Below are 16,765 nucleotides of genomic sequence, written 5' to 3'. Positions count from 1 at the left end.
GAGATTTATAGTGATAGTATATTGAGCACTCGGTAGTCCTCCTCGCTGATCGTCTTGGCACCCTTGATGGCACTGGAGAATGGGATGTAGACGACCCTATTGTCTCGGATACCGACCATAATATTGCGCTGTCCATCGAGGAGTGCATCGACAGCAGCGACCCCTAAGCGACTGGCTAAGATACGGTCGCCTGCGACGGGACTGCCACCGCGCTGGATGTGCCCAAGGATCACAGCCCGAGCCTCCCACTGAGGGTGCGACTCGTGGATCCTCTCGATTAGTGCCTGAGCGCCTCCGGTGGCGGGACTCTCGGCCACGAGGACGATGGCAGAGTTCTTTGTCTTCCGGAACCCATTCTCGACCATCCAGTTCATCTGATCCATTGAGCTCTTAAACTCCGGTATCACCGCTACCTCGGCTCCGCTGGCGATGGCACCATTGAGTGCTAAAAAACCCGCATCACGTCCCATCACCTCTACGATGAAGAGGCGGTTGTGCGAGCTGGCTGTGTCGCGTAGCTTGTCGACTGCGTCCATGATCGTATTGAGGGCTGTGGCGTAGCCTATCGTTTGATCGGTCCCACCGAGGTCGTTGTCGATTGTCCCGGGGATGCCTACTATAGGGTAATTGTGGTCACTGGCAAACTTCCGGGCGCCACTCAGGGAGCCATCGCCACCGATCACCACCAAGGCATCTATCCCGTGCTTGACAAGATTGTCGTATGCCAGCTGGCTCCCCTCATCGGTCATAAATTCCTTGCAGCGTGCGGTCTTGAGGAAGGTGCCTCCCCTCTGGATAATGTTGCTGACATCCTCAGTAGCTAGCTCCTTGATCTCATCGTCAATGAGCCCCTTGTACCCTTGGTAGATACCATACACCTTGATTCCATTGTAGATGGCGGTACGCGTTACCGCACGGATGGCGGGATTCATCCCCGGTGCATCGCCTCCGGAGGTAAGCACCCCGATGGCCCTGATATTACCTGTGGCTGTGATCGAATTGTCCATATTACTCCTATAAAATAATTCTTATGACAAATGTAATCAGAAGTGGCCAATAAAGTGGTCTTTCTGTGGCTCGAGCTTAGGGGTGACGCATTTGAGTGGTGGTGAGTGATACAAAAAACTATTCGGCTTACTCTGAAGATGCGAAGACGAAGTGTCCTCGCGCTTCGCACCATCAGCCTATTGAAGTGCGCTCCTCAGAGTCTTCTCCTACAGCTCAAGATGCCCGATAGAGGATGTAGAATGCACGTAGCAGGAGAAGCAGAGACTGCCCCCATCAACCCATGCTCAGCAACGATCATCTCACTTATTCGACAGCTTAAGCGGTGCAAATATAGTACCCCCGCGGGGAGGAGTTGTCTCACTGAGTCTCTACGTGTCTCTTCCTGTCCAAGATTGCGTTTTCCGCTGTCCTCACCACCTCGTGTCTCAAGGTACGACTAAAGAGCGATGACCCCTCTGAAGCGCTACCGCTGCAGGATTGGCAGGTAGGATCATCGATAGTCCAACCGGTCGGCAGGACTGCACTTGGCATAGGGGACCGCTCTATGCTGTAACGCTCAAATGCGTCACCCCAGGGCTCGAGCTGAGGTTAAGTTAATCAGGAGACTTTTTGATTCGGCTCATACCATACCCTTTAAGTGCCTTGTCTGCTCTTTTCGGACCCACAGGATACAAAAAAGACTGCCGACCACTGAGGGTCGGCAGCCATTTCAGATTTATCTGTACTGAACCGACTTAGGCTCAGTCAGGGCGATATTACATCCCCTGAGGCATACCTGCGGCAGGATTCATAGCAGGCTCATCCTCCTTGATGTCGGTGATCACACACTCTGTGGTGAGGAACATGCCTGCGATGGAGGCAGCATTCTCAAGGGCGACACGTGATACCTTGGTCGGGTCGATGACACCGGACTCACGGAGGTTCTCGAAGCGATCCTCGCGTGCATTGTATCCAAAGTCACCCTCCGACTCGCGGACCTTCTGTACCACTACAGCACCCTCCTTGCCGGCGTTGGCGACGATCTGGCGCAGTGGCTCCTCTATAGCGCGGCAGATGATATCGATACCTGTCTGCTCATCGTCATTGGCACCCTTGAGACCCTCGAGAGCCTTCTGAGCACGGATGTAGGCGACACCACCGCCGGGGACAGTTCCCTCCTCAATGGCGGCTCGAGTTGCGCTCAGGGCGTCATCGACGCGGTCTTTCTTCTCCTTCATCTCCACCTCACTCGGGGCGCTGACGTAGAGGACAGCTACTCCACCGGCGAGCTTTGCGAGACGCTCCTGGAGCTTCTCACGGTCGTAGTCGGAGGTGGTAGCCTCGATCTGATTGCGGAGCTGGCTGACACGATTTGCGAGAGCATCCTTGTCTCCCTTGCCACCTACGATGGTGGTATGGTCCTTGTCCACGCTGATCTTCTCGGCACTTCCGAGCATATCAGCGGTAGCGTTCTCGAGCTTGAGACCGACTTCCTCGCTCACCACAGTGGCACCGGTAAGGATGGCGATATCCTCAAGCATCTGCTTACGGCGGTCACCATAGCCGGGAGCCTTGACAGCAGCGATCTGGAGGATGCCACGGAGCTTATTCACCACGAGGGTGGCGAGTGCCTCGCTCTCAACGTCTTCAGCAATGATCAGTAGCGGACGACCACTCTGCGACACCTTCTCGAGGATGGGAAGGATATCCTTGATGTTGCTGATCTTCTTGTCGTAGATCAGGATGTAGGGGTTGTCAAACTCCGTCAGCATCTTGTCCGTGTCGGTCACGAAGTAAGGGGAAATGTAGCCTTTGTCGAATTGCATTCCCTCAACGACATCGACGTAGGTCTCCATACCCTTAGCCTCCTCGACGGTGATGACGCCCTCCTTCTTGACCTTACCAAAGGCCTCAGCGATCAACTTGCCGATCTCCTCGTCGCCATTGGCAGAGAGGGTGGCAACGTACTCGACCTTCTTCAGGTCGGTGCCTACCTCCACGCTCTGTTTCTTAAGATCCTCGACGATGACCTTGACAGCCTTGTCAATGCCTCTTTTGATCTCCAGCGGTGCAGCACCGGCAGCGACGTTCTTAAGTCCTACGCTGATGATGCTCTGAGCGAGGACGGTGGCCGTGGTGGTTCCGTCTCCGGCATCGTCATTGGTCTTAGAGGCTACCTCCTTGACCAGCTGGGCACCCATATTTTCGTACGGATCCTCCAGCTCGATCTCCTTGGCTACGGAGACACCATCTTTAGTGATGTGAGGAGCACCAAACTTGCGATCAAGGATCACGTTGCGTCCCTTCGGTCCGAGAGTCGTCTTAACCGCATCGGAGAGCTTGTCGACACCATCCTTCAGGAGGGTCCTTGCCTCAGTGCTATACTTGATTTGCTTAGCCATATAGTGTTGTGATTTGATTCTTTTTGATGTTTCTATGACGATTGATTACTCAATGATGCCGAGCACATCGCTCTGGCGCATGATGAGGTACTTCGTATCACCGTCCTCTACCTCAGTACCTGCGTACTTGCCATAAAGGACGTGATCTCCCTCCTTAAGCACCATTTTCTCATCCTTGGTGCCTTCACCTACAGCGATAACCTTGCCGCGGACCGGCTTCTTCTCGGATGAGTCAGGGATGACGATGCCTGATGCAGTAGTCTTCTCTGCCTCTGCGGGCTCGATGAGGACTCTATCTGCTAACGGTTTGATATTCATAATTGAGTTGCTGAATAATGATTGAAATTGTCTTTACTTTCACAATTGACTTAGGGAAAAGTGTGCCAAGTCCTGCCTGACATGTCTGCCGGTGACAAAATGACGCTCCATTGGTGCCTTCTCTGTCATTAGTCACCTACTGAGACGGAGCTGATGGTACCTCGGTGCCGGCAGGGTGGGGCGCACCTTGTTTATCCCCTCTGGGAGCGGGAAAACCCTGATACTTAGGGATGAGTATTTTGTCGCATGCCATAAATCACGTACCTTTGCGTCGCTTAGTGCGATGGACAACAGCGGTTGTCCTCTCAAAAAGGTTCCGAGACACGGACGCCTGATCGCATTGCCGGCCCGTGAGGGTATGTGGCGACTCAGGATATCTATTCACTAAACATTATGATATGAGATTCAGAAATTTCGTACTTGGAGGGCTTACTCTGCTGCTGACACTACTGTGCCTGTCCGCTAGGGTGGCTCCCGTAGAGCCTGACTTTGGGCTCACCCCGGGAGAGCGCTTTCCAGGAAGAGAAATGGAGGGTTTCCATAACACACTTAATGCCCTTGGCAGTGGTTCGGAGACGGCAGTCATTGTGACGTGGCGGACGGATGATGGTCTTTCGAGAGCGATTAATGCGATGCTCTCACACCGATCACTTGCAAGGGGGGTAATGGTCTACTCGATCTGTCTGGATGACAGCGACGACGATGCCCTACTATATGCAAAGGCAGATAATGTGGCTATGGGGACAAGGATCTTGGCAGCTTCACAGCTGGGTCGGAGCGTAAGAAAGCAGCTTATGCGGCGTGGACCGCAGGTCTTCAAGCTCTCTTCCGGTCTGGTGAGTGAGGTCTATAGCCCGGATCGCATCTGGCTTGATGGGGTGTCTGTCTTATGACTCCCTGCTTCCATTCTGCTGGATGAGCAGTTTTACCTCCTCGCTGGCAATCAGGGTGACACTATTGTCTTCCCGTCTGTCGGACTCATGTTTTTGAGCAATCAGTTAATTTGCATCAATAGAGACCACCCCCGAGAGAATGAATCTCCTGAGGGTGGTCTTTCTTTTTAACAAAAAGGTTCCCTTTTACTTCTTCTCGCTGCTCCGGTCGTAGACATTGCCGCCATAGCAGTCGACAGCAACGATCACCGGCAGCTCCTCGACACGGAGCTTACGGATAGCCTCCGTGCCCAGCTCGTCGAAGGCGATCACCTCAGCGTCCTTGACACAAAGAGACATCAGAGCTGCTGCACCTCCGATGGCTGCGAAGTAGACTCCGCAGTGGTTCTTCAGACTATCGATAACAGCCTGATTGCGGGCTCCCTTGCCGATCATGGCTCTTAGTCCATGCTCCACAAGGGTGGGGGTGTAGGCATCCATACGTCCGGCTGTGGTGGGCCCTACTGAGCCGATCGGCTCACCGGGCTTGGCAGGAGCCGGACCAGCGTAGTAGACGATCTGTCCCTCGAAGTCGAAGGGCATCTCCTCGCCACGCTTGAGCATCTCGCAAAGGCGCTTGTGGGCAGCATCGCGAGCGGTGTAGATGGTCCCGGTAATGTAGACCATCTCCCCTGCGTGGAGCGTCTTGATGATCTCGTCGGTCAGGGGTGCCGAGATGATACGCTTCTCTGTATCACTTGTATGCATAATAAGTCGTGCGTTTCTTACTTGGTCGAATGATTGCATCAGAGACTGCCCTCGGAGTGACGGGTGGCGTGGCAGCTGATATTGACCGCCACTGGCAGTCCGGCGATGTGTGTCGGACCCGCCTCTACGTGGACATCAAGCGTGGTGGTGTCTCCTCCCATCCCGGCGGGACCGATGCCGAGGGCATTGATCCTGCTGAGGAGCTCCTCCTCGATAGCAGCGAGGTGGGGCTTGGGGTTGCGGTCGCCTACGGGACGGAGTAGGGCACGCTTGGCGTAGAGTGCGCTCTCCTCGAAGTTTCCACCGATACCTACACCGACGATAGTAGGTGGGCAGGGGTTGGGGCCGGCATGCTTGACCACCTCCATCACGTAGTCCTTGACACCCTCCTCGCCGTCGCTGGGCTGCAGCATACGGAGGTCGCTCTTATTCTCACTGCCGAAGCCCTTGGGGCTGACGGTGATCTCGATCTTGTCTCCCGGGACGATGTCGTAGTGGATGATGGCAGGGGTATTGTCCCCGGTATTCTCTCGCAGGATCGGGTCATTGACCACAGACTTGCGGAGGTACCCTCTCTGATAGCCATCACGCACACCGGCATTGATCGCATCGGTGAGATTGCCCCCCACGACGTGGACCTCCTGCCCGAGACGGACGAATACCACCGTCATCCCGGTGTCTTGGCACATGGGCTTCTCCTTATCGTGAGCGATGTCCGCATTCTTGACCAAGGTCTTGAGGATGCCCCGACCGAGGGGAGAGCTCTCCCGCTCGCTGGCATCCTTGAGCGCATTGTAGATGTCGGGTGACAAGTTATAGCAGGCATCGATGCAGAGTCGGGAGACCAGCTCCGTGATGTTCTGTGCTTTTATTTCTCTCATAAGTTGATATATCTATGTTAAGAGACTCCTAAGAAGTATCTGGCGTTGCGGTTATTGAGGTTCTCCATCTCCTCCTCTGTCGCTCCCAGCAGACCTACCAGGCACCAGGCATCGTATCGTCCATCGTAGATGAGCGAGTGGTGGAGCGAGAAGTCCTTTATCTCACCCGTCGACTGGACGTGGATGCGAGGGCCCTCGCAGGGGAGTATCCTCTCACCGACCTTGATGTGGTCTTCGTCGATATAGCTGATCGGTAGATCTGCCCTGATAAGGTCCAGTATCCTCTGCTCTAGGCGGCATAGATCCTCCCTGGAGAGATTGGGATCCTCATTGAATTTCAGGACATATCCCTTCGCAATATCGGCGGAGTAGAAGTGATCCTCATGGAGGTTGAATAGCTCTGCAAGCGCGAGCGTCGTCACCTCCTCTGCGGAGTGCGCCATCTTACGGTAGATCAGCGAGGACTCCACCATCCGGGAGAGCGTGTGAGGCTCAGGACCAAAGATAGAGGGTCTCGTAATGATGATCTGCTCACCAATGGCTATCAGCAGGTCGGCATTGCGTCCGAGGGCGTCGGTGAGCAGGTCAAAGTGCTCGATGACAAGCCGCTTCTTGGCGGCAAGGGCTTTGTTGACGAAGTCGACGATCTCATACATCTGGGTGAATGCGAGCTGAAACCGCATATCCAGGTGAAAGGTGGTCGCCGAGTGTAGGTCGGCAAATCCACTACGGAATTGCATGATCTTCCGCGTGAGGATCGCATCGTCATCATTGGAGAGCTCCAGCCCGGGAAACATCCCATGGATGAGGGATGACTTACCGGAGCCGGCAGCACCGATGATGCCGATCAGACGATCGGTGAAGCTGAGATGCAGCTGGCTGATCCGCTCGCCAAGCTGTAATAAACGCTCACGCCCACGCGGGGCGAAGTACTGGGTCTCTACCCAGGACTCCTGCACTCGCTTGGGCGTGGCGTGAAGTCTTACGCTATTGGTGCTCTCCTCAAGCATCAAAAGTGAAGTGGACCAGAGGGGCGTGTTGCTGCGCGCCGTAGACGTCTACCTCACCAAGGGCACCGCTAGGGATCGGGCGCTTAATCGTCACCTTGACCGCCTTAGCCGGATCAAAATAGATCACATTGAAGACGTCTTCCTCCTTGATGCCATAGAGCTTGGAGAAGGACGCAGCTGTGATCGGCTCGTGCTCCTTGAAGAAATTGTAGTCGTCAAACGTCTTGAAGATAACGTCAAACGTCAGCTCGTACGGACCCGAATTCTTGCTCCGGATCACGTCAGCCATGTCGATAAGCTTATATGTTTTCATCTCTTTCTCTTAATCAAAGTCACTGCATTTGCCGTCCTTGACATCATGGAAGGTGACAGGGAAGTACTGCTTCGGATCATCTACCTTCATCAGGTGGTATACGTTAAATTCGTACACCGCTCCCATATGGGCATCTGACGGGGAGAAGGGGAAAGCAAGATTTCCGGCTGTAGAGATACGTCCGGGATAGCCGAAGTGGAGGAACGTACTGCGAGCGAAGCTGCAGATCGTATCAGCGATGGACTGTGTCTTGGCGACACACTCGATGATGATCAGGAGTTCCTCACCGGTAGCGTTCTTGATATTCGGGAACATACTCATCACAGCGCCTCTACCATAGATCTTGAAGTCTAGGAAGAAGTTACCCATATCCATATCGCGGAAGTTATCCTCGACGCGGGCGCGTACATCCTCCTTTACCTCATCGATCTTGGAGATCAGGATCGGGTCAGAGCAGCCAGCGCATGCGATGGTGCGGTAGCCGGTATTTTTGACACCCTCGAGCTTGATGAAGTAGCCGTCAGTGGGCTCAAAGATCGTTCCTGCGATGGCGACACGATTGTCTGCCACCTGCTTGAAGGTTGTATTGTGCAGGTTGAGACGTCCGCCCGGGCCGGGGAGGAGGTAGGGATTGGACTTCTCGTAGAGCGTGTGAGCAGCGACAGAGAGTGTCGTGCACTTGCGCGCCGGAGAGAGGGTCTCGACCTCGAAGTGGTCCTCGTAGAGGTAGCCAAACATACAGTCACTACCGCTACCGGGGAGTGCGCAGATAGCTGCACACTCAAGGATCTTACCCATATGGAGGGCGAGTGCCTTGTCGAAGCCTTTCGCGATAGCGAGACTGGCGAAGACAGCCGGGTCGTAGGAGCGACCTGCCATAATCACCTGAGCACCGCCCTTGAGAGCCTCCATGTAGGGCTCCTCACCCATCTGGGCGACGATGTGCACCGCCTCATCGATATCCTTGTCCGTCAGCTCCGGCACGGGACCGAGGGGGCTGATGCGACCCTCCTTGAGGTTGTAGTGGATCGTCTCCTTGTCAAACTCTGCGGAGATCTCAGCATACTTAAAGCTAAGATGATGCTCCTCAGCGATCTCCATGACGAGGCGGCGATTGATCTCGAGGTGAGGTGTAGCGCCTGATCCACCGGAGGTACCGACGATGACCGGGATGCCTGCCTTGATGGCAGCAGGGATCATGATGGAGAGGTCACGCTTTACAGCTGCGACATCGGTAAAGGAAATGCCGGCACCGAGGTAGTAGGGACCCGGGTCGCTGGACCCTGCATCGCAGGCAATCACGTCCGGGTGACGCTTCATGCCCTCCTCAAACGACTCCTTGGGGAAACCATAGCCCAGGATCGCTGACGGAGAGAGTACTCTGAATTCTTTCATGGTAACGAATGCTTTAGCTTAATTCCTTCTTTGATTAGAGGACGTCCTTGAGTGCCAGGATGCGGCTCATCTCATTGAACATGATCATATAGCCCTCATCAACACCCATACCGGGCTTAGCCAGGGTCTGGGACGGGGAGGTGGCCATAGCTACGTGAGCACAGCACTCAGCAGAGCGATTGGTCTCGTTGCAGGTACCGCCGAGGTATGCGCCCATCCCGTGCTCCTTGCAGTAGAGGACAGCCTCAATGGAGTTGTTGATACCGCCGAGGTCAGGAGTCTTGATCTGAGCCATGTGACCGGCCTTAGCCTTGCAGAAGTCAACAATGTCCTCAAAGGTATTGCACCACTCGTCAGCTACGATCTCGGCGTCCATACCCTTGTCGTCCATGCACTTGCGGATAGCGGCGAGAGCCTTGATCTGAGCCTCGCGCTCCTCTACGTCTACCGGACCCTCGATGCGGAGGTGGAAGGGCTTAGCAGCCTCAGCCAGCTCGCCGATGTAGTCAGCGATCTTCTCCCAGTCGTTGTTAAATACGATACCCAGGGTACCATATACATCGATGTGGAAGATCGGCATGTAGTCCTCGCGGGTGCGCTTATCAAGGATGCGGTTACGCAGCCACTTGACATACTCGAGCAGCTTCTCGCCCTTGAGACCTACCTTCTTCTCTACGTGATTGAAGAGTCCGTGAGGCAGGATATCAGCCTCCTTGATGATCATCTTGTCGACGTTGTTGTAGCGATCGTCACCAGACTGTGCGAAGATTGGGATCCTCTCGTCAGACAGGGTGGTGTGATACTCGTCAGCGATGACCTGAGCCATCAGCTTGCCCTCTGCCTTAGCGACAGCATCAAGGCATGCCTGTGTCACGCCGTAGCGGATGGCGGTGTGATACTTCTTACCATTGGCGTCTGTGTGCTTGTCGACCAGATCAGCCATCTCGCGGAAGTTGGTGATCTCCTTACCCTCATAGAGCGGAGCGATCTCCTTCATGATCACAGGGATGAAGTCCTTTGCGAGGAAGAGCGGATCACGGCCTCCGGCTCCTGAGTACTGTACGGCAGCGCAGTCGCCATGAGCGATGGCACCATTCTCCAGCACGAAGAGTACCGAGATGGACTCTCCTGCCTGACGTACACCGGTGAAGCCCTCAGTTACAGGGTCACCGACATAGAAGTTACCGTCATTCTCAGCACCCTTCTTGATGGCACGCTGGTCATCGAAGTAAAAGCCGGTCTTACCGGGGGCACATACTACCTTCTTAATTTTCATAGAAGAAATGGATTGAAGTTTAGTTGTTTATTATAGGATTGATTGTATCCGATTACTTGAGGTTCTTACGACCAACGAGGAAGCCCTTACTGATCGCATAGACATCATCGATAACCATCTGGAAGCTCACCTCGCGATTTTCACACTTGGCTCTCTCCTCCAGCTTCTGGCGATGGAAGTCCTTCGTCTCTTGAGAGAAGGGCATATTGCCACAGTCGAGGATGCGGATGGCCCCATCGTTGTCGCGTGCAGGCATTACCTTGCCGGCATTGTACTTATTGGGAGCGAAGGGGATGTCAATCACACCGGCTGCAAATGCGTTTACGACACCTGCACCTAGGTCGCCATTACCGAGCTCAAAGACCTTGTCCATGATCTCCTTGACCTCCCTCTTGATGATCGCAGCCTCCTGCTCCACAGCGGGGATCATAGTCAGATCCTGGTCTCTCAGCATAGAGATCACCTGCTTAGTGGCGCGGAGACCTGCAGCGTTGGCTTCCTTGGTCGGGATGCCGACAGCCTCATGGGGGGTCTTAACGATCACCTTGGTGGCCTTGGCAAGAGCAGCGGTAGCAGATCCCCAGCTGATCACGCCAAATGCCTTTGCCTCATCCTCCGGGAATCCTCCCATCCACTGGTGGAAGACGGTGGTGAGGTGCACCTTATTGTAGCCATACATCTCCAGATACTCGCGGCACTGCTCCCTGAGCGCGCGGATAGCGGCGACATCTTGGATCAGGTTACCGCACTGACCGTAGCCCACCGTCAGGTCGCTCACACCCTGCTCTGCAGCGAGGAGTGCCTCGATGATGGCGACGGCATTGGAGATACATGCAGGGATCAGAGTACCGGTAAGGGGGCCGAAAGGCTCACGATTGATATCCACTCCGCGCTCGGCATAGAGACCGCAGAGACGGTCGGTGTACTGCCAATACTTGATGACCTTGTCGATGGGGTGATCCTTGGAGTAGGGGATGTTGTAGGAGATACCTCCACCCTCGTAGGAGGTGAAGCCACCTGCGATGGCGATCTCCGTCAGAAGTCTTGCGTCCGGGGTTCCGTGACGTACCTGCACCGGGTTCTTGACAGACTCGGTGACGGTGCGGCAGATGTCGACACCATAGTTGACAGCTGGAAATCCGTTCAGGAGAGAGCGGCCGGCCTCTTGACTCTTCTTGATACCGATCTCAGCCTCCTCGTATCTATTGAGACGGGTGTAGCTGTCGATGGTGGAGGGAAGAAGATCCGCTCCGCCCATATCCTCGAGGTACTGTAGCAGCTTGATGTGCTCATCGTAGAGGGCGACACCGGCACGAGGCTGTATCAGCGTCCTCTTTTCCTCGTCAGCCTTCCAGAGCTTGGCTCCGAAGCGCTTCTCCTCAGGGATGGAGAGCTGGTACTTTACCGCCTCCTCAAAGTCGATATCCTTACCCGTGGGCCAGCAGGCCAGCACTTCCTCACGCTCTTTGAGGAAGTCGTCCATTGGGATTTTGACGTTTTTGACCTCCATAATAATATGTTGTTCTCTGTTAGTTTCGTGGTGTATTCGAGGTGGTTGACTCGCTAAGTGTCCATCCTCGAGATTATTGTTTTTTCTTCTTCGTCCCGACCTTGACCAGCTCCTTCTGCATCAGCTCCAGAGCAACGTCAGGCATCTGCTCGCTCAGGAGACCCATTGACGCCATTATGTAGTGGCTGTCGAGGTAAAAGTCAGGCTTCAGTGGCTTGGCTTTGTCGTAGTTGGATATGTTGAATGTCGCACCGTCCAAGATAAACGTAGGGTCAGCGCTGTGTATCAGCGCCCCCCCGATACCGAGGACGTGATCCGTGAGGGTCAGGTCTTTGCCATTGATGGTAAAGAACTCTCCCATTGGGGAGTAGACCTTATGCGTGTGTCCTACATGGCGATCTGTCGCCAGGCTCACAGCTCCCTTGGCAAGGGCTTTCTCGCAGAGGATTTCATCCTCCGTCGCCGCACGAGTGGATTTATCAGCATCACATCGAGCGACCCAGTCTCTGAGCGTGTCGCCCGAGAGACCCACCTCAGCCGCCACGGCATCAAGGTCCAGTTGCTCCGAGAGCGCCGTGAGGCTATACCGCATGCCGAGGTCGCCCTCTACGGTACGCTTGCTATACGGCTCCGGGATACCCTGATGCATGATGTTGGCCTCATGAGGCTCGCCATCGCCTATCGAGTAGACATCGGTAGTGGCACCGCCGAGATCGATGGCCAGGAGCTCTCCCAGCCCTCGTCTGTTCTTGGTGCCGTCACTGAGCAGGTTGCAGGCATTGAGTACAGCCAGAGGGGTAGGGATGATCTCATTGTCAGCTTGCTCCTGAGCCTTGGAGAGACCCTTCGCCTCGATGATACGATCAATGAAGAGCTGCATGATGCACTTCTTGGCGGGAGCGATGTTGAGGGAGTTGAAGTTGGGCATCACGTTCTCCGTGATCACAAAAGGCTTGCCTGCCTCTGTGAGGATACGTGACACCTCTTCCTCAGCAGCTTTATTCCCCGCCACGACGGTAGAGAAGTGACCCGGGATCCGACCGATGACCTCCGCATTGTGGATGATATTCTCCACGTTGCCTCCATCGGTACCCCCGCAGAGGAGGAAGAGGTCAGGATCGAGTCGCTCGATCTCCTCTGCCTCGGTGTGGGTGATCTCGTAGGAGTAGGTCTTCATCACCTTGGCACCCGCACTGGCTGCTGCCATACGTGCTGCCTTGGCGGTGAGGTCGGGGACCAAGCCACTGGCCACCATCTTAAGTCCTCCCGCCGCACTGCTGCAGCAGAGGAATTTATCCGGTGTCCACTCCTTGCCGATCTCTTTCTCTAACTCTCTGAATGCATTGTGGAGCCCCTCCATCACATCCGTCTCGATCGTGGTAAAGGCAGCGCCTGTACCCACTATCTCAGGGACGTCTGTGTCGATGGCTGTTACCTTGGTATAGGTACTACCAAAGTCTGCTGTAAGATATCTCATGATGATGACGCAAAAGGGCGATCCTACTTGTGTATGGGTGGATCGTCGGGGCGAGTAGGATTATCTCTTGATCCCGAAAGTCTTGTCGATGTCCGCAATGGTTGTCTCGATCGGCGTACCCGGCGGGTAGACATAGTCGAAGCCCATCTTCTTGAACCGCTCAAGGACGTCCTCAAACTTCTGCTTACCTACCACCAAGTTGCCACCGGCAAAGAGAGGGATCCCCTTGAGACCCGCCTCATTGCACTTATCTCGCAGCCCCTGGCAGTCGATCTCCCCCTGTCCGTACATGGACGAGACAAGGATCGCATCGGCGTTGGTCTCGATGGCAGCTTCGATGTACTGCTCTTGGCTTACCATCACACCGAGGTTGATGACGTGGTAGCCCGCGTCATTAAGCGCATAATCGATAATTTTGTTCCCCACTGCATGGGCATCGGCACCGATCACACCGATCACGATGGTAATATCACTCGCTTTACCAGTCGTAGTTTTCTTTGATTCCATAATGGTTATGACCCGCTATAGGTTATGTGGTGAAGTCATATAAGGGAGATTATAGCCCTAAAGAAATTAGTTAAGGTCCTCTCTATGGCTTCCAATAGGGCAAACTTAGCCATAAAAAATGGATTAGCAAGTTATTGCCCACTTCTTTTTCAGTGCAGGCGCATCCGAGATGGATAGGATGCCCTCGGATGGTTCCGAAGAGGCGACGGAGAGCTGCTCGGATGAAGCCTCACACTAATACCGATGTTAGAGGATTCTTTTACCGGTATTAGTGAAGTCTAATATCGGTATTAGTGATCTCTAATATCGGTAAAAGAAATATCCCAGATCAGCGGAGACGGATTTGAGCTTTACAGCGGCACCCGAAAGGGGAGTGCCTCTTTTCTGTCCTGCAATTAACCTCCGGTCTTGATGCGTCCCCTCCCTGTGCCCAGCGACACGGTCGCTGATGCCCTGCTACATAATTGGTACCTTTGTCTCTCACAACGCAGATGATACCCTATGGATCAGGATAACAAGGACTCACAGAAAAAGCGCTTCGCACAGAGCTTCCTGCAGGCTATGATGTGGAGTGGGCTCCTCGTCGGGATGGGCTTCGTGGCTCAGGCGGTCGGGATGCTCTTCTACAGGCAACCCCTCTTCTCTACACTCTTCCTTACAGGTGGGCTGGTGCTCATCCCTGTCTTACTGTCACAGGAGCTTCGGAAGTATCGTCTGATCGTATTTGGTAACCGCCTGTCCTACTCACGCTGCGTCACAGTGATGGGCGTGATCTACCTCTTTGCCCTTATCGTCGCGACGCTTGCTTACCTGCTCGTCTTCACGTACCTCTTCCGCGATCCTACTTTCCTCGCCTATATGGACCGGAGTATAGACGTTGCCGGGCAGATGATGGGCAGTGAGGCCGATCGGGAGATGCTGCTGAAGTCCTACCAAGGGATCACGCCCGCGCTGATGACGAGAGGGGTGATCTCGCTCTCCTTCACGCTTGGGACGCTCTACATCTTTATTGCCTCGATCTTCCTCCGTAGAGACTGATTATCGGTAACTTTGCTTGTCTACTACATATATATATGTCTCAAGAGAAGAATTACCCCATAGACCTATCGATCGTCATCCCGCTCTACAATGAGCAGGAGTCTCTCCCTGAGCTTCACCGGTGGATCTCCCGTGTCATTACTGAGATGGGGATCACCTATGAGATCATCTTCGTCGATGACGGGAGTACGGATGACTCCTGGGAGACTATCGAGCAACTACATGCGGAGGACCCGCACGTCCGAGCGGTCCGCTTTGCCCGCAACTACGGGAAGTCTCCCGGGCTGCAGACAGGCTTTGAGCGCGCCTCGGGTGCTGTCGTCATCACAATGGACGCTGACCTGCAGGACTCCCCCGATGAGATCCCCGAGCTCTATCGTATGATCCGTGAGGAGGACTACGATGTGGTGAGTGGGTGGAAGAAGAAGCGGTATGACCCGCTCTCCAAGACCGGTCCCACGAAGCTCTTCAATGCCACCGTGCGCTTCTTCTCCGGCATCCCGCTTCATGACTTTAATTGTGGACTCAAGAGCTACAAGAATGAGGTGGTGAAGCACATAGAGGTCTACAACGATATGCACCGCTACCTTCCCTATATGGCGAAGATGGCGGGGTACGGCAAGATCGGTGAGCTGGTGGTGCATCACCGACCCCGCAAGTACGGGAAGACTAAGTTTGGCATGAGCCGATTTGTCAATGGCTACCTCGACCTCTTGGTCCTCTGGTTTATGGGCACTTTTGGTCGCAAGCCGATGCACTTCTTTGGCCTCTGGGGCAGTGTGATGTTTTTCCTCGGGCTGATCGCTCTCCTCTGTGTCCTTGGGTCCAAGCTCTACTCCCTCTACCATGGGATCCCCGCCCGACTGGTGACTGACCTGCCCGCCTTCTACCTCTGCCTCCTGGCTATCGTGCTGGGGGTGTTGCTCTTCCTTACCGGATTTCTCGGTGAGCTCATAGCCCGGCAAAGTCCCGGACGAAATTCCTATGCCCTACGTGATGAGATCTAAATTACTTATCCTCGCCCTCCTTCTCTCCCTGCTCCTCACTAGTTGTGATCGTGGGGAGGGAACCTTTTACCGCGAGACCGGAGAGCGCTTTACCACCTACTACGCCATCACCTATCGCGCTGATAAGCCCCTGGCCGCACAGATCGACTCGACGATGGATGCCTTCAATGCGGTGCTCAATAACTTTGACCCCACCTCCGTCGTCTCCCAGATCAATGCCAATACCACCGACCGGACGGATCCTATGCTGGAGGAGGTTCTGAGGCAGGCAACTGTCGTGAGCGAGGCAACGGATGGCGTCTATGATGTCACCGGTGGACCACTCTTCGACATATGGGGCTTCGGGACCAAGAAGGGGGTAACCCGACTGGCTACCGAAGAGCAGGTCGACTCGGTGCTCCGCTTTGTCGGGTACCGACAGATACACATCGACACCATTGCCCACCGCATCACCAAGGACGATCCTCGGCTCTCTATGGGGCTTGCCTCGCTCTCCAAGGGATATGTCGTCGACCTCGTTGCTCGGACGCTCGAGCACTACGGGGTAGAGGACTATATGGTGGAGATCGGTGGGGAGGTGACCTGCCATGGGCGCAATCCTCGGGGCGACTGCTGGAGCCTTGGGATCAATAAGCCGATCGAGGACAATACCTCCACCGTCAATGAGCTCCTCGGTAAGATCGAGATGTGTGAGAAAATGGGGGTCGCCACCAGTGGCGACTACCGCAACTATAAGGTCATCGAGGGGCGGAAGGTCGCCCACACCATCAACGCCGTCACGGGACGTCCCGCCCACAGCGACATACTCGAGGCGACTGTCGTAGCCCCCACTACTATGGAGGCAGACGCCTGGGCGACCGCCTTTATGGCAGTTGGGCTGGAGCGTGCCAAGGAGATCCTCGAGGGACAGCCCCAGCTGGGTGTTCTCTTTGTCTACGCTGACCCCTCCGGCACCGGCTACCTCACCTATACCCATCGCCTGAACCTCCTCCCCCTCCACTAAG

General features: G+C 54.9%; 16 protein-coding genes. 4 read left to right on the top strand and 12 right to left on the bottom strand.

The features are described from left to right. Nucleotides 1-5: 5 nt before the first annotated feature. The 3 genes from pfkA to AC1EKE_RS02240 form a co-directional block, all read right to left on the bottom strand. Nucleotides 6-1,007 (bottom strand): 6-phosphofructokinase, encoded by a 1,002-nt coding sequence (gene pfkA, locus AC1EKE_RS02250; protein WP_296162730.1) that lies wholly within the window; start codon nt 1,005-1,007, stop codon nt 6-8. A gap of 756 nt (nt 1,008-1,763) precedes the next feature. Further along, complete coding sequence (gene groL / locus AC1EKE_RS02245) at nt 1,764-3,389, bottom strand: chaperonin GroEL (RefSeq protein WP_070464628.1); 1,626 nt, start codon at nt 3,387-3,389, stop codon at nt 1,764-1,766. 45 nt (nt 3,390-3,434) lie between these two features. Then, complete coding sequence (locus AC1EKE_RS02240; protein WP_070464627.1) at nt 3,435-3,707, bottom strand: co-chaperone GroES; 273 nt, start codon at nt 3,705-3,707, stop codon at nt 3,435-3,437. Nucleotides 3,708-4,105: 398 nt separating this feature from the next. Between AC1EKE_RS02240 and AC1EKE_RS02235 the strand changes: the two genes are divergently transcribed. Beyond that, a complete protein-coding gene (locus AC1EKE_RS02235; protein WP_297126323.1) occupies nt 4,106-4,600 on the top strand; it encodes a hypothetical protein in 495 nt (164 codons plus the stop codon). A 186-nt stretch (nt 4,601-4,786) separates the two neighbouring features. Here AC1EKE_RS02235 and AC1EKE_RS02230 read toward each other — a convergent pair whose 3' ends face one another. The 9 genes from AC1EKE_RS02230 to glmS form a co-directional block, all read right to left on the bottom strand. Further along, nucleotides 4,787-5,347 (bottom strand): Fe-S-containing hydro-lyase, encoded by a 561-nt coding sequence (locus AC1EKE_RS02230; RefSeq protein ID WP_480307929.1) that lies wholly within the window; start codon nt 5,345-5,347, stop codon nt 4,787-4,789. A 38-nt stretch (nt 5,348-5,385) separates the two neighbouring features. Then, the gene (locus AC1EKE_RS02225; protein ID WP_297126327.1) at nt 5,386-6,228 is read right to left on the bottom strand and encodes a fumarate hydratase; all 843 of its coding nucleotides are present in this window, start codon (nt 6,226-6,228) and stop codon (nt 5,386-5,388) included. Nucleotides 6,229-6,245: 17 nt separating this feature from the next. Then, nucleotides 6,246-7,238, bottom strand: coding sequence for an alanine-tRNA synthetase second additional domain-containing protein (locus AC1EKE_RS02220; RefSeq protein ID WP_297126329.1), 993 nt, complete (start codon nt 7,236-7,238; stop codon nt 6,246-6,248). After that, the gene (locus AC1EKE_RS02215; protein WP_296164424.1) at nt 7,231-7,551 is read right to left on the bottom strand and encodes a DUF4387 domain-containing protein; all 321 of its coding nucleotides are present in this window, start codon (nt 7,549-7,551) and stop codon (nt 7,231-7,233) included. The genes AC1EKE_RS02220 and AC1EKE_RS02215 overlap by 8 nt, the downstream gene beginning before the upstream one ends. Before the next feature lie 9 nt (nt 7,552-7,560). Further along, entirely contained in the window at nt 7,561-8,946 is a 1,386-nt protein-coding gene (locus AC1EKE_RS02210) for an acyclic terpene utilization AtuA family protein (RefSeq protein ID WP_297126330.1), read from the bottom strand. A gap of 34 nt (nt 8,947-8,980) precedes the next feature. After that, nucleotides 8,981-10,222, bottom strand: a complete 1,242-nt coding sequence (locus tag AC1EKE_RS02205; RefSeq protein ID WP_070464597.1) for a methylaspartate ammonia-lyase — start codon at nt 10,220-10,222, stop codon at nt 8,981-8,983. Nucleotides 10,223-10,274: 52 nt separating this feature from the next. After that, nucleotides 10,275-11,732, bottom strand: coding sequence for a methylaspartate mutase subunit E (locus AC1EKE_RS02200; RefSeq protein ID WP_480307926.1), 1,458 nt, complete (start codon nt 11,730-11,732; stop codon nt 10,275-10,277). A 73-nt stretch (nt 11,733-11,805) separates the two neighbouring features. Then, nucleotides 11,806-13,209: a methylaspartate mutase accessory protein GlmL gene (gene glmL / locus AC1EKE_RS02195; RefSeq protein ID WP_296119999.1), complete on the bottom strand. Its 1,404-nt coding sequence runs from the start codon at nt 13,207-13,209 to the stop codon at nt 11,806-11,808. A 60-nt stretch (nt 13,210-13,269) separates the two neighbouring features. Then, on the bottom strand, nt 13,270-13,716 hold the full coding sequence (gene glmS / locus AC1EKE_RS02190; protein WP_050560097.1) for a methylaspartate mutase subunit S: 447 nt from the start codon (nt 13,714-13,716) through the stop codon (nt 13,270-13,272). A gap of 501 nt (nt 13,717-14,217) precedes the next feature. Between glmS and AC1EKE_RS02185 the strand changes: the two genes are divergently transcribed. From AC1EKE_RS02185 to AC1EKE_RS02175, 3 genes are read left to right on the top strand one after another with little or no spacing between them, the layout of a single operon-like run. Further along, nucleotides 14,218-14,754 carry a hypothetical protein gene (locus tag AC1EKE_RS02185; protein WP_480307924.1) on the top strand — a complete coding sequence of 179 codons (537 nt, stop codon included), beginning with the start codon at nt 14,218-14,220 and terminating at the stop codon, nt 14,752-14,754. A gap of 59 nt (nt 14,755-14,813) precedes the next feature. Then, nucleotides 14,814-15,761 (top strand): glycosyltransferase family 2 protein, encoded by a 948-nt coding sequence (locus tag AC1EKE_RS02180; RefSeq protein ID WP_480308002.1) that lies wholly within the window; start codon nt 14,814-14,816, stop codon nt 15,759-15,761. Beyond that, nucleotides 15,751-16,764 carry an FAD:protein FMN transferase gene (locus tag AC1EKE_RS02175; protein WP_480307922.1) on the top strand — a complete coding sequence of 338 codons (1,014 nt, stop codon included), beginning with the start codon at nt 15,751-15,753 and terminating at the stop codon, nt 16,762-16,764. The genes AC1EKE_RS02180 and AC1EKE_RS02175 overlap by 11 nt, the downstream gene beginning before the upstream one ends. Nucleotide 16,765 lies beyond the last annotated feature (1 nt).

This window comes from Porphyromonas sp. C0041D3 (assembly GCF_056590575.1).
The sequence above is the reverse complement of the archived record's forward strand: the minus strand, read 5'-3'. Positions and strand labels throughout refer to the sequence as shown.

Bases quoted from the DNA above. Each gene is read 5' to 3' on its own strand.
- AC1EKE_RS02185 (WP_480307924.1), top strand. From the start codon at position 14,218: ATGGATCAGGATAACAAGGACTCACAGAAAAAGCGCTTCGCACAGAGC.
- groL (WP_070464628.1), bottom strand. From the start codon at position 3,389: ATGGCTAAGCAAATCAAGTATAGCACTGAGGCAAGGACCCTCCTGAAG.
- AC1EKE_RS02210 (WP_297126330.1), bottom strand. From the start codon at position 8,946: ATGAAAGAATTCAGAGTACTCTCTCCGTCAGCGATCCTGGGCTATGGT.
- AC1EKE_RS02225 (WP_297126327.1), bottom strand. From the start codon at position 6,228: ATGAGAGAAATAAAAGCACAGAACATCACGGAGCTGGTCTCCCGACTC.
- AC1EKE_RS02205 (WP_070464597.1), bottom strand. From the start codon at position 10,222: ATGAAAATTAAGAAGGTAGTATGTGCCCCCGGTAAGACCGGCTTTTAC.
- AC1EKE_RS02235 (WP_297126323.1), top strand. From the start codon at position 4,106: ATGAGATTCAGAAATTTCGTACTTGGAGGGCTTACTCTGCTGCTGACA.
- AC1EKE_RS02240 (WP_070464627.1), bottom strand. From the start codon at position 3,707: ATGAATATCAAACCGTTAGCAGATAGAGTCCTCATCGAGCCCGCAGAG.
- AC1EKE_RS02230 (WP_480307929.1), bottom strand. From the start codon at position 5,347: ATGCATACAAGTGATACAGAGAAGCGTATCATCTCGGCACCCCTGACC.
- glmL (WP_296119999.1), bottom strand. From the start codon at position 13,209: ATGAGATATCTTACAGCAGACTTTGGTAGTACCTATACCAAGGTAACA.
- AC1EKE_RS02175 (WP_480307922.1), top strand. From the start codon at position 15,751: ATGAGATCTAAATTACTTATCCTCGCCCTCCTTCTCTCCCTGCTCCTC.
- AC1EKE_RS02215 (WP_296164424.1), bottom strand. From the start codon at position 7,551: ATGAAAACATATAAGCTTATCGACATGGCTGACGTGATCCGGAGCAAG.
- AC1EKE_RS02220 (WP_297126329.1), bottom strand. From the start codon at position 7,238: ATGCTTGAGGAGAGCACCAATAGCGTAAGACTTCACGCCACGCCCAAG.
- pfkA (WP_296162730.1), bottom strand. From the start codon at position 1,007: ATGGACAATTCGATCACAGCCACAGGTAATATCAGGGCCATCGGGGTG.
- glmS (WP_050560097.1), bottom strand. From the start codon at position 13,716: ATGGAATCAAAGAAAACTACGACTGGTAAAGCGAGTGATATTACCATC.
- AC1EKE_RS02200 (WP_480307926.1), bottom strand. From the start codon at position 11,732: ATGGAGGTCAAAAACGTCAAAATCCCAATGGACGACTTCCTCAAAGAG.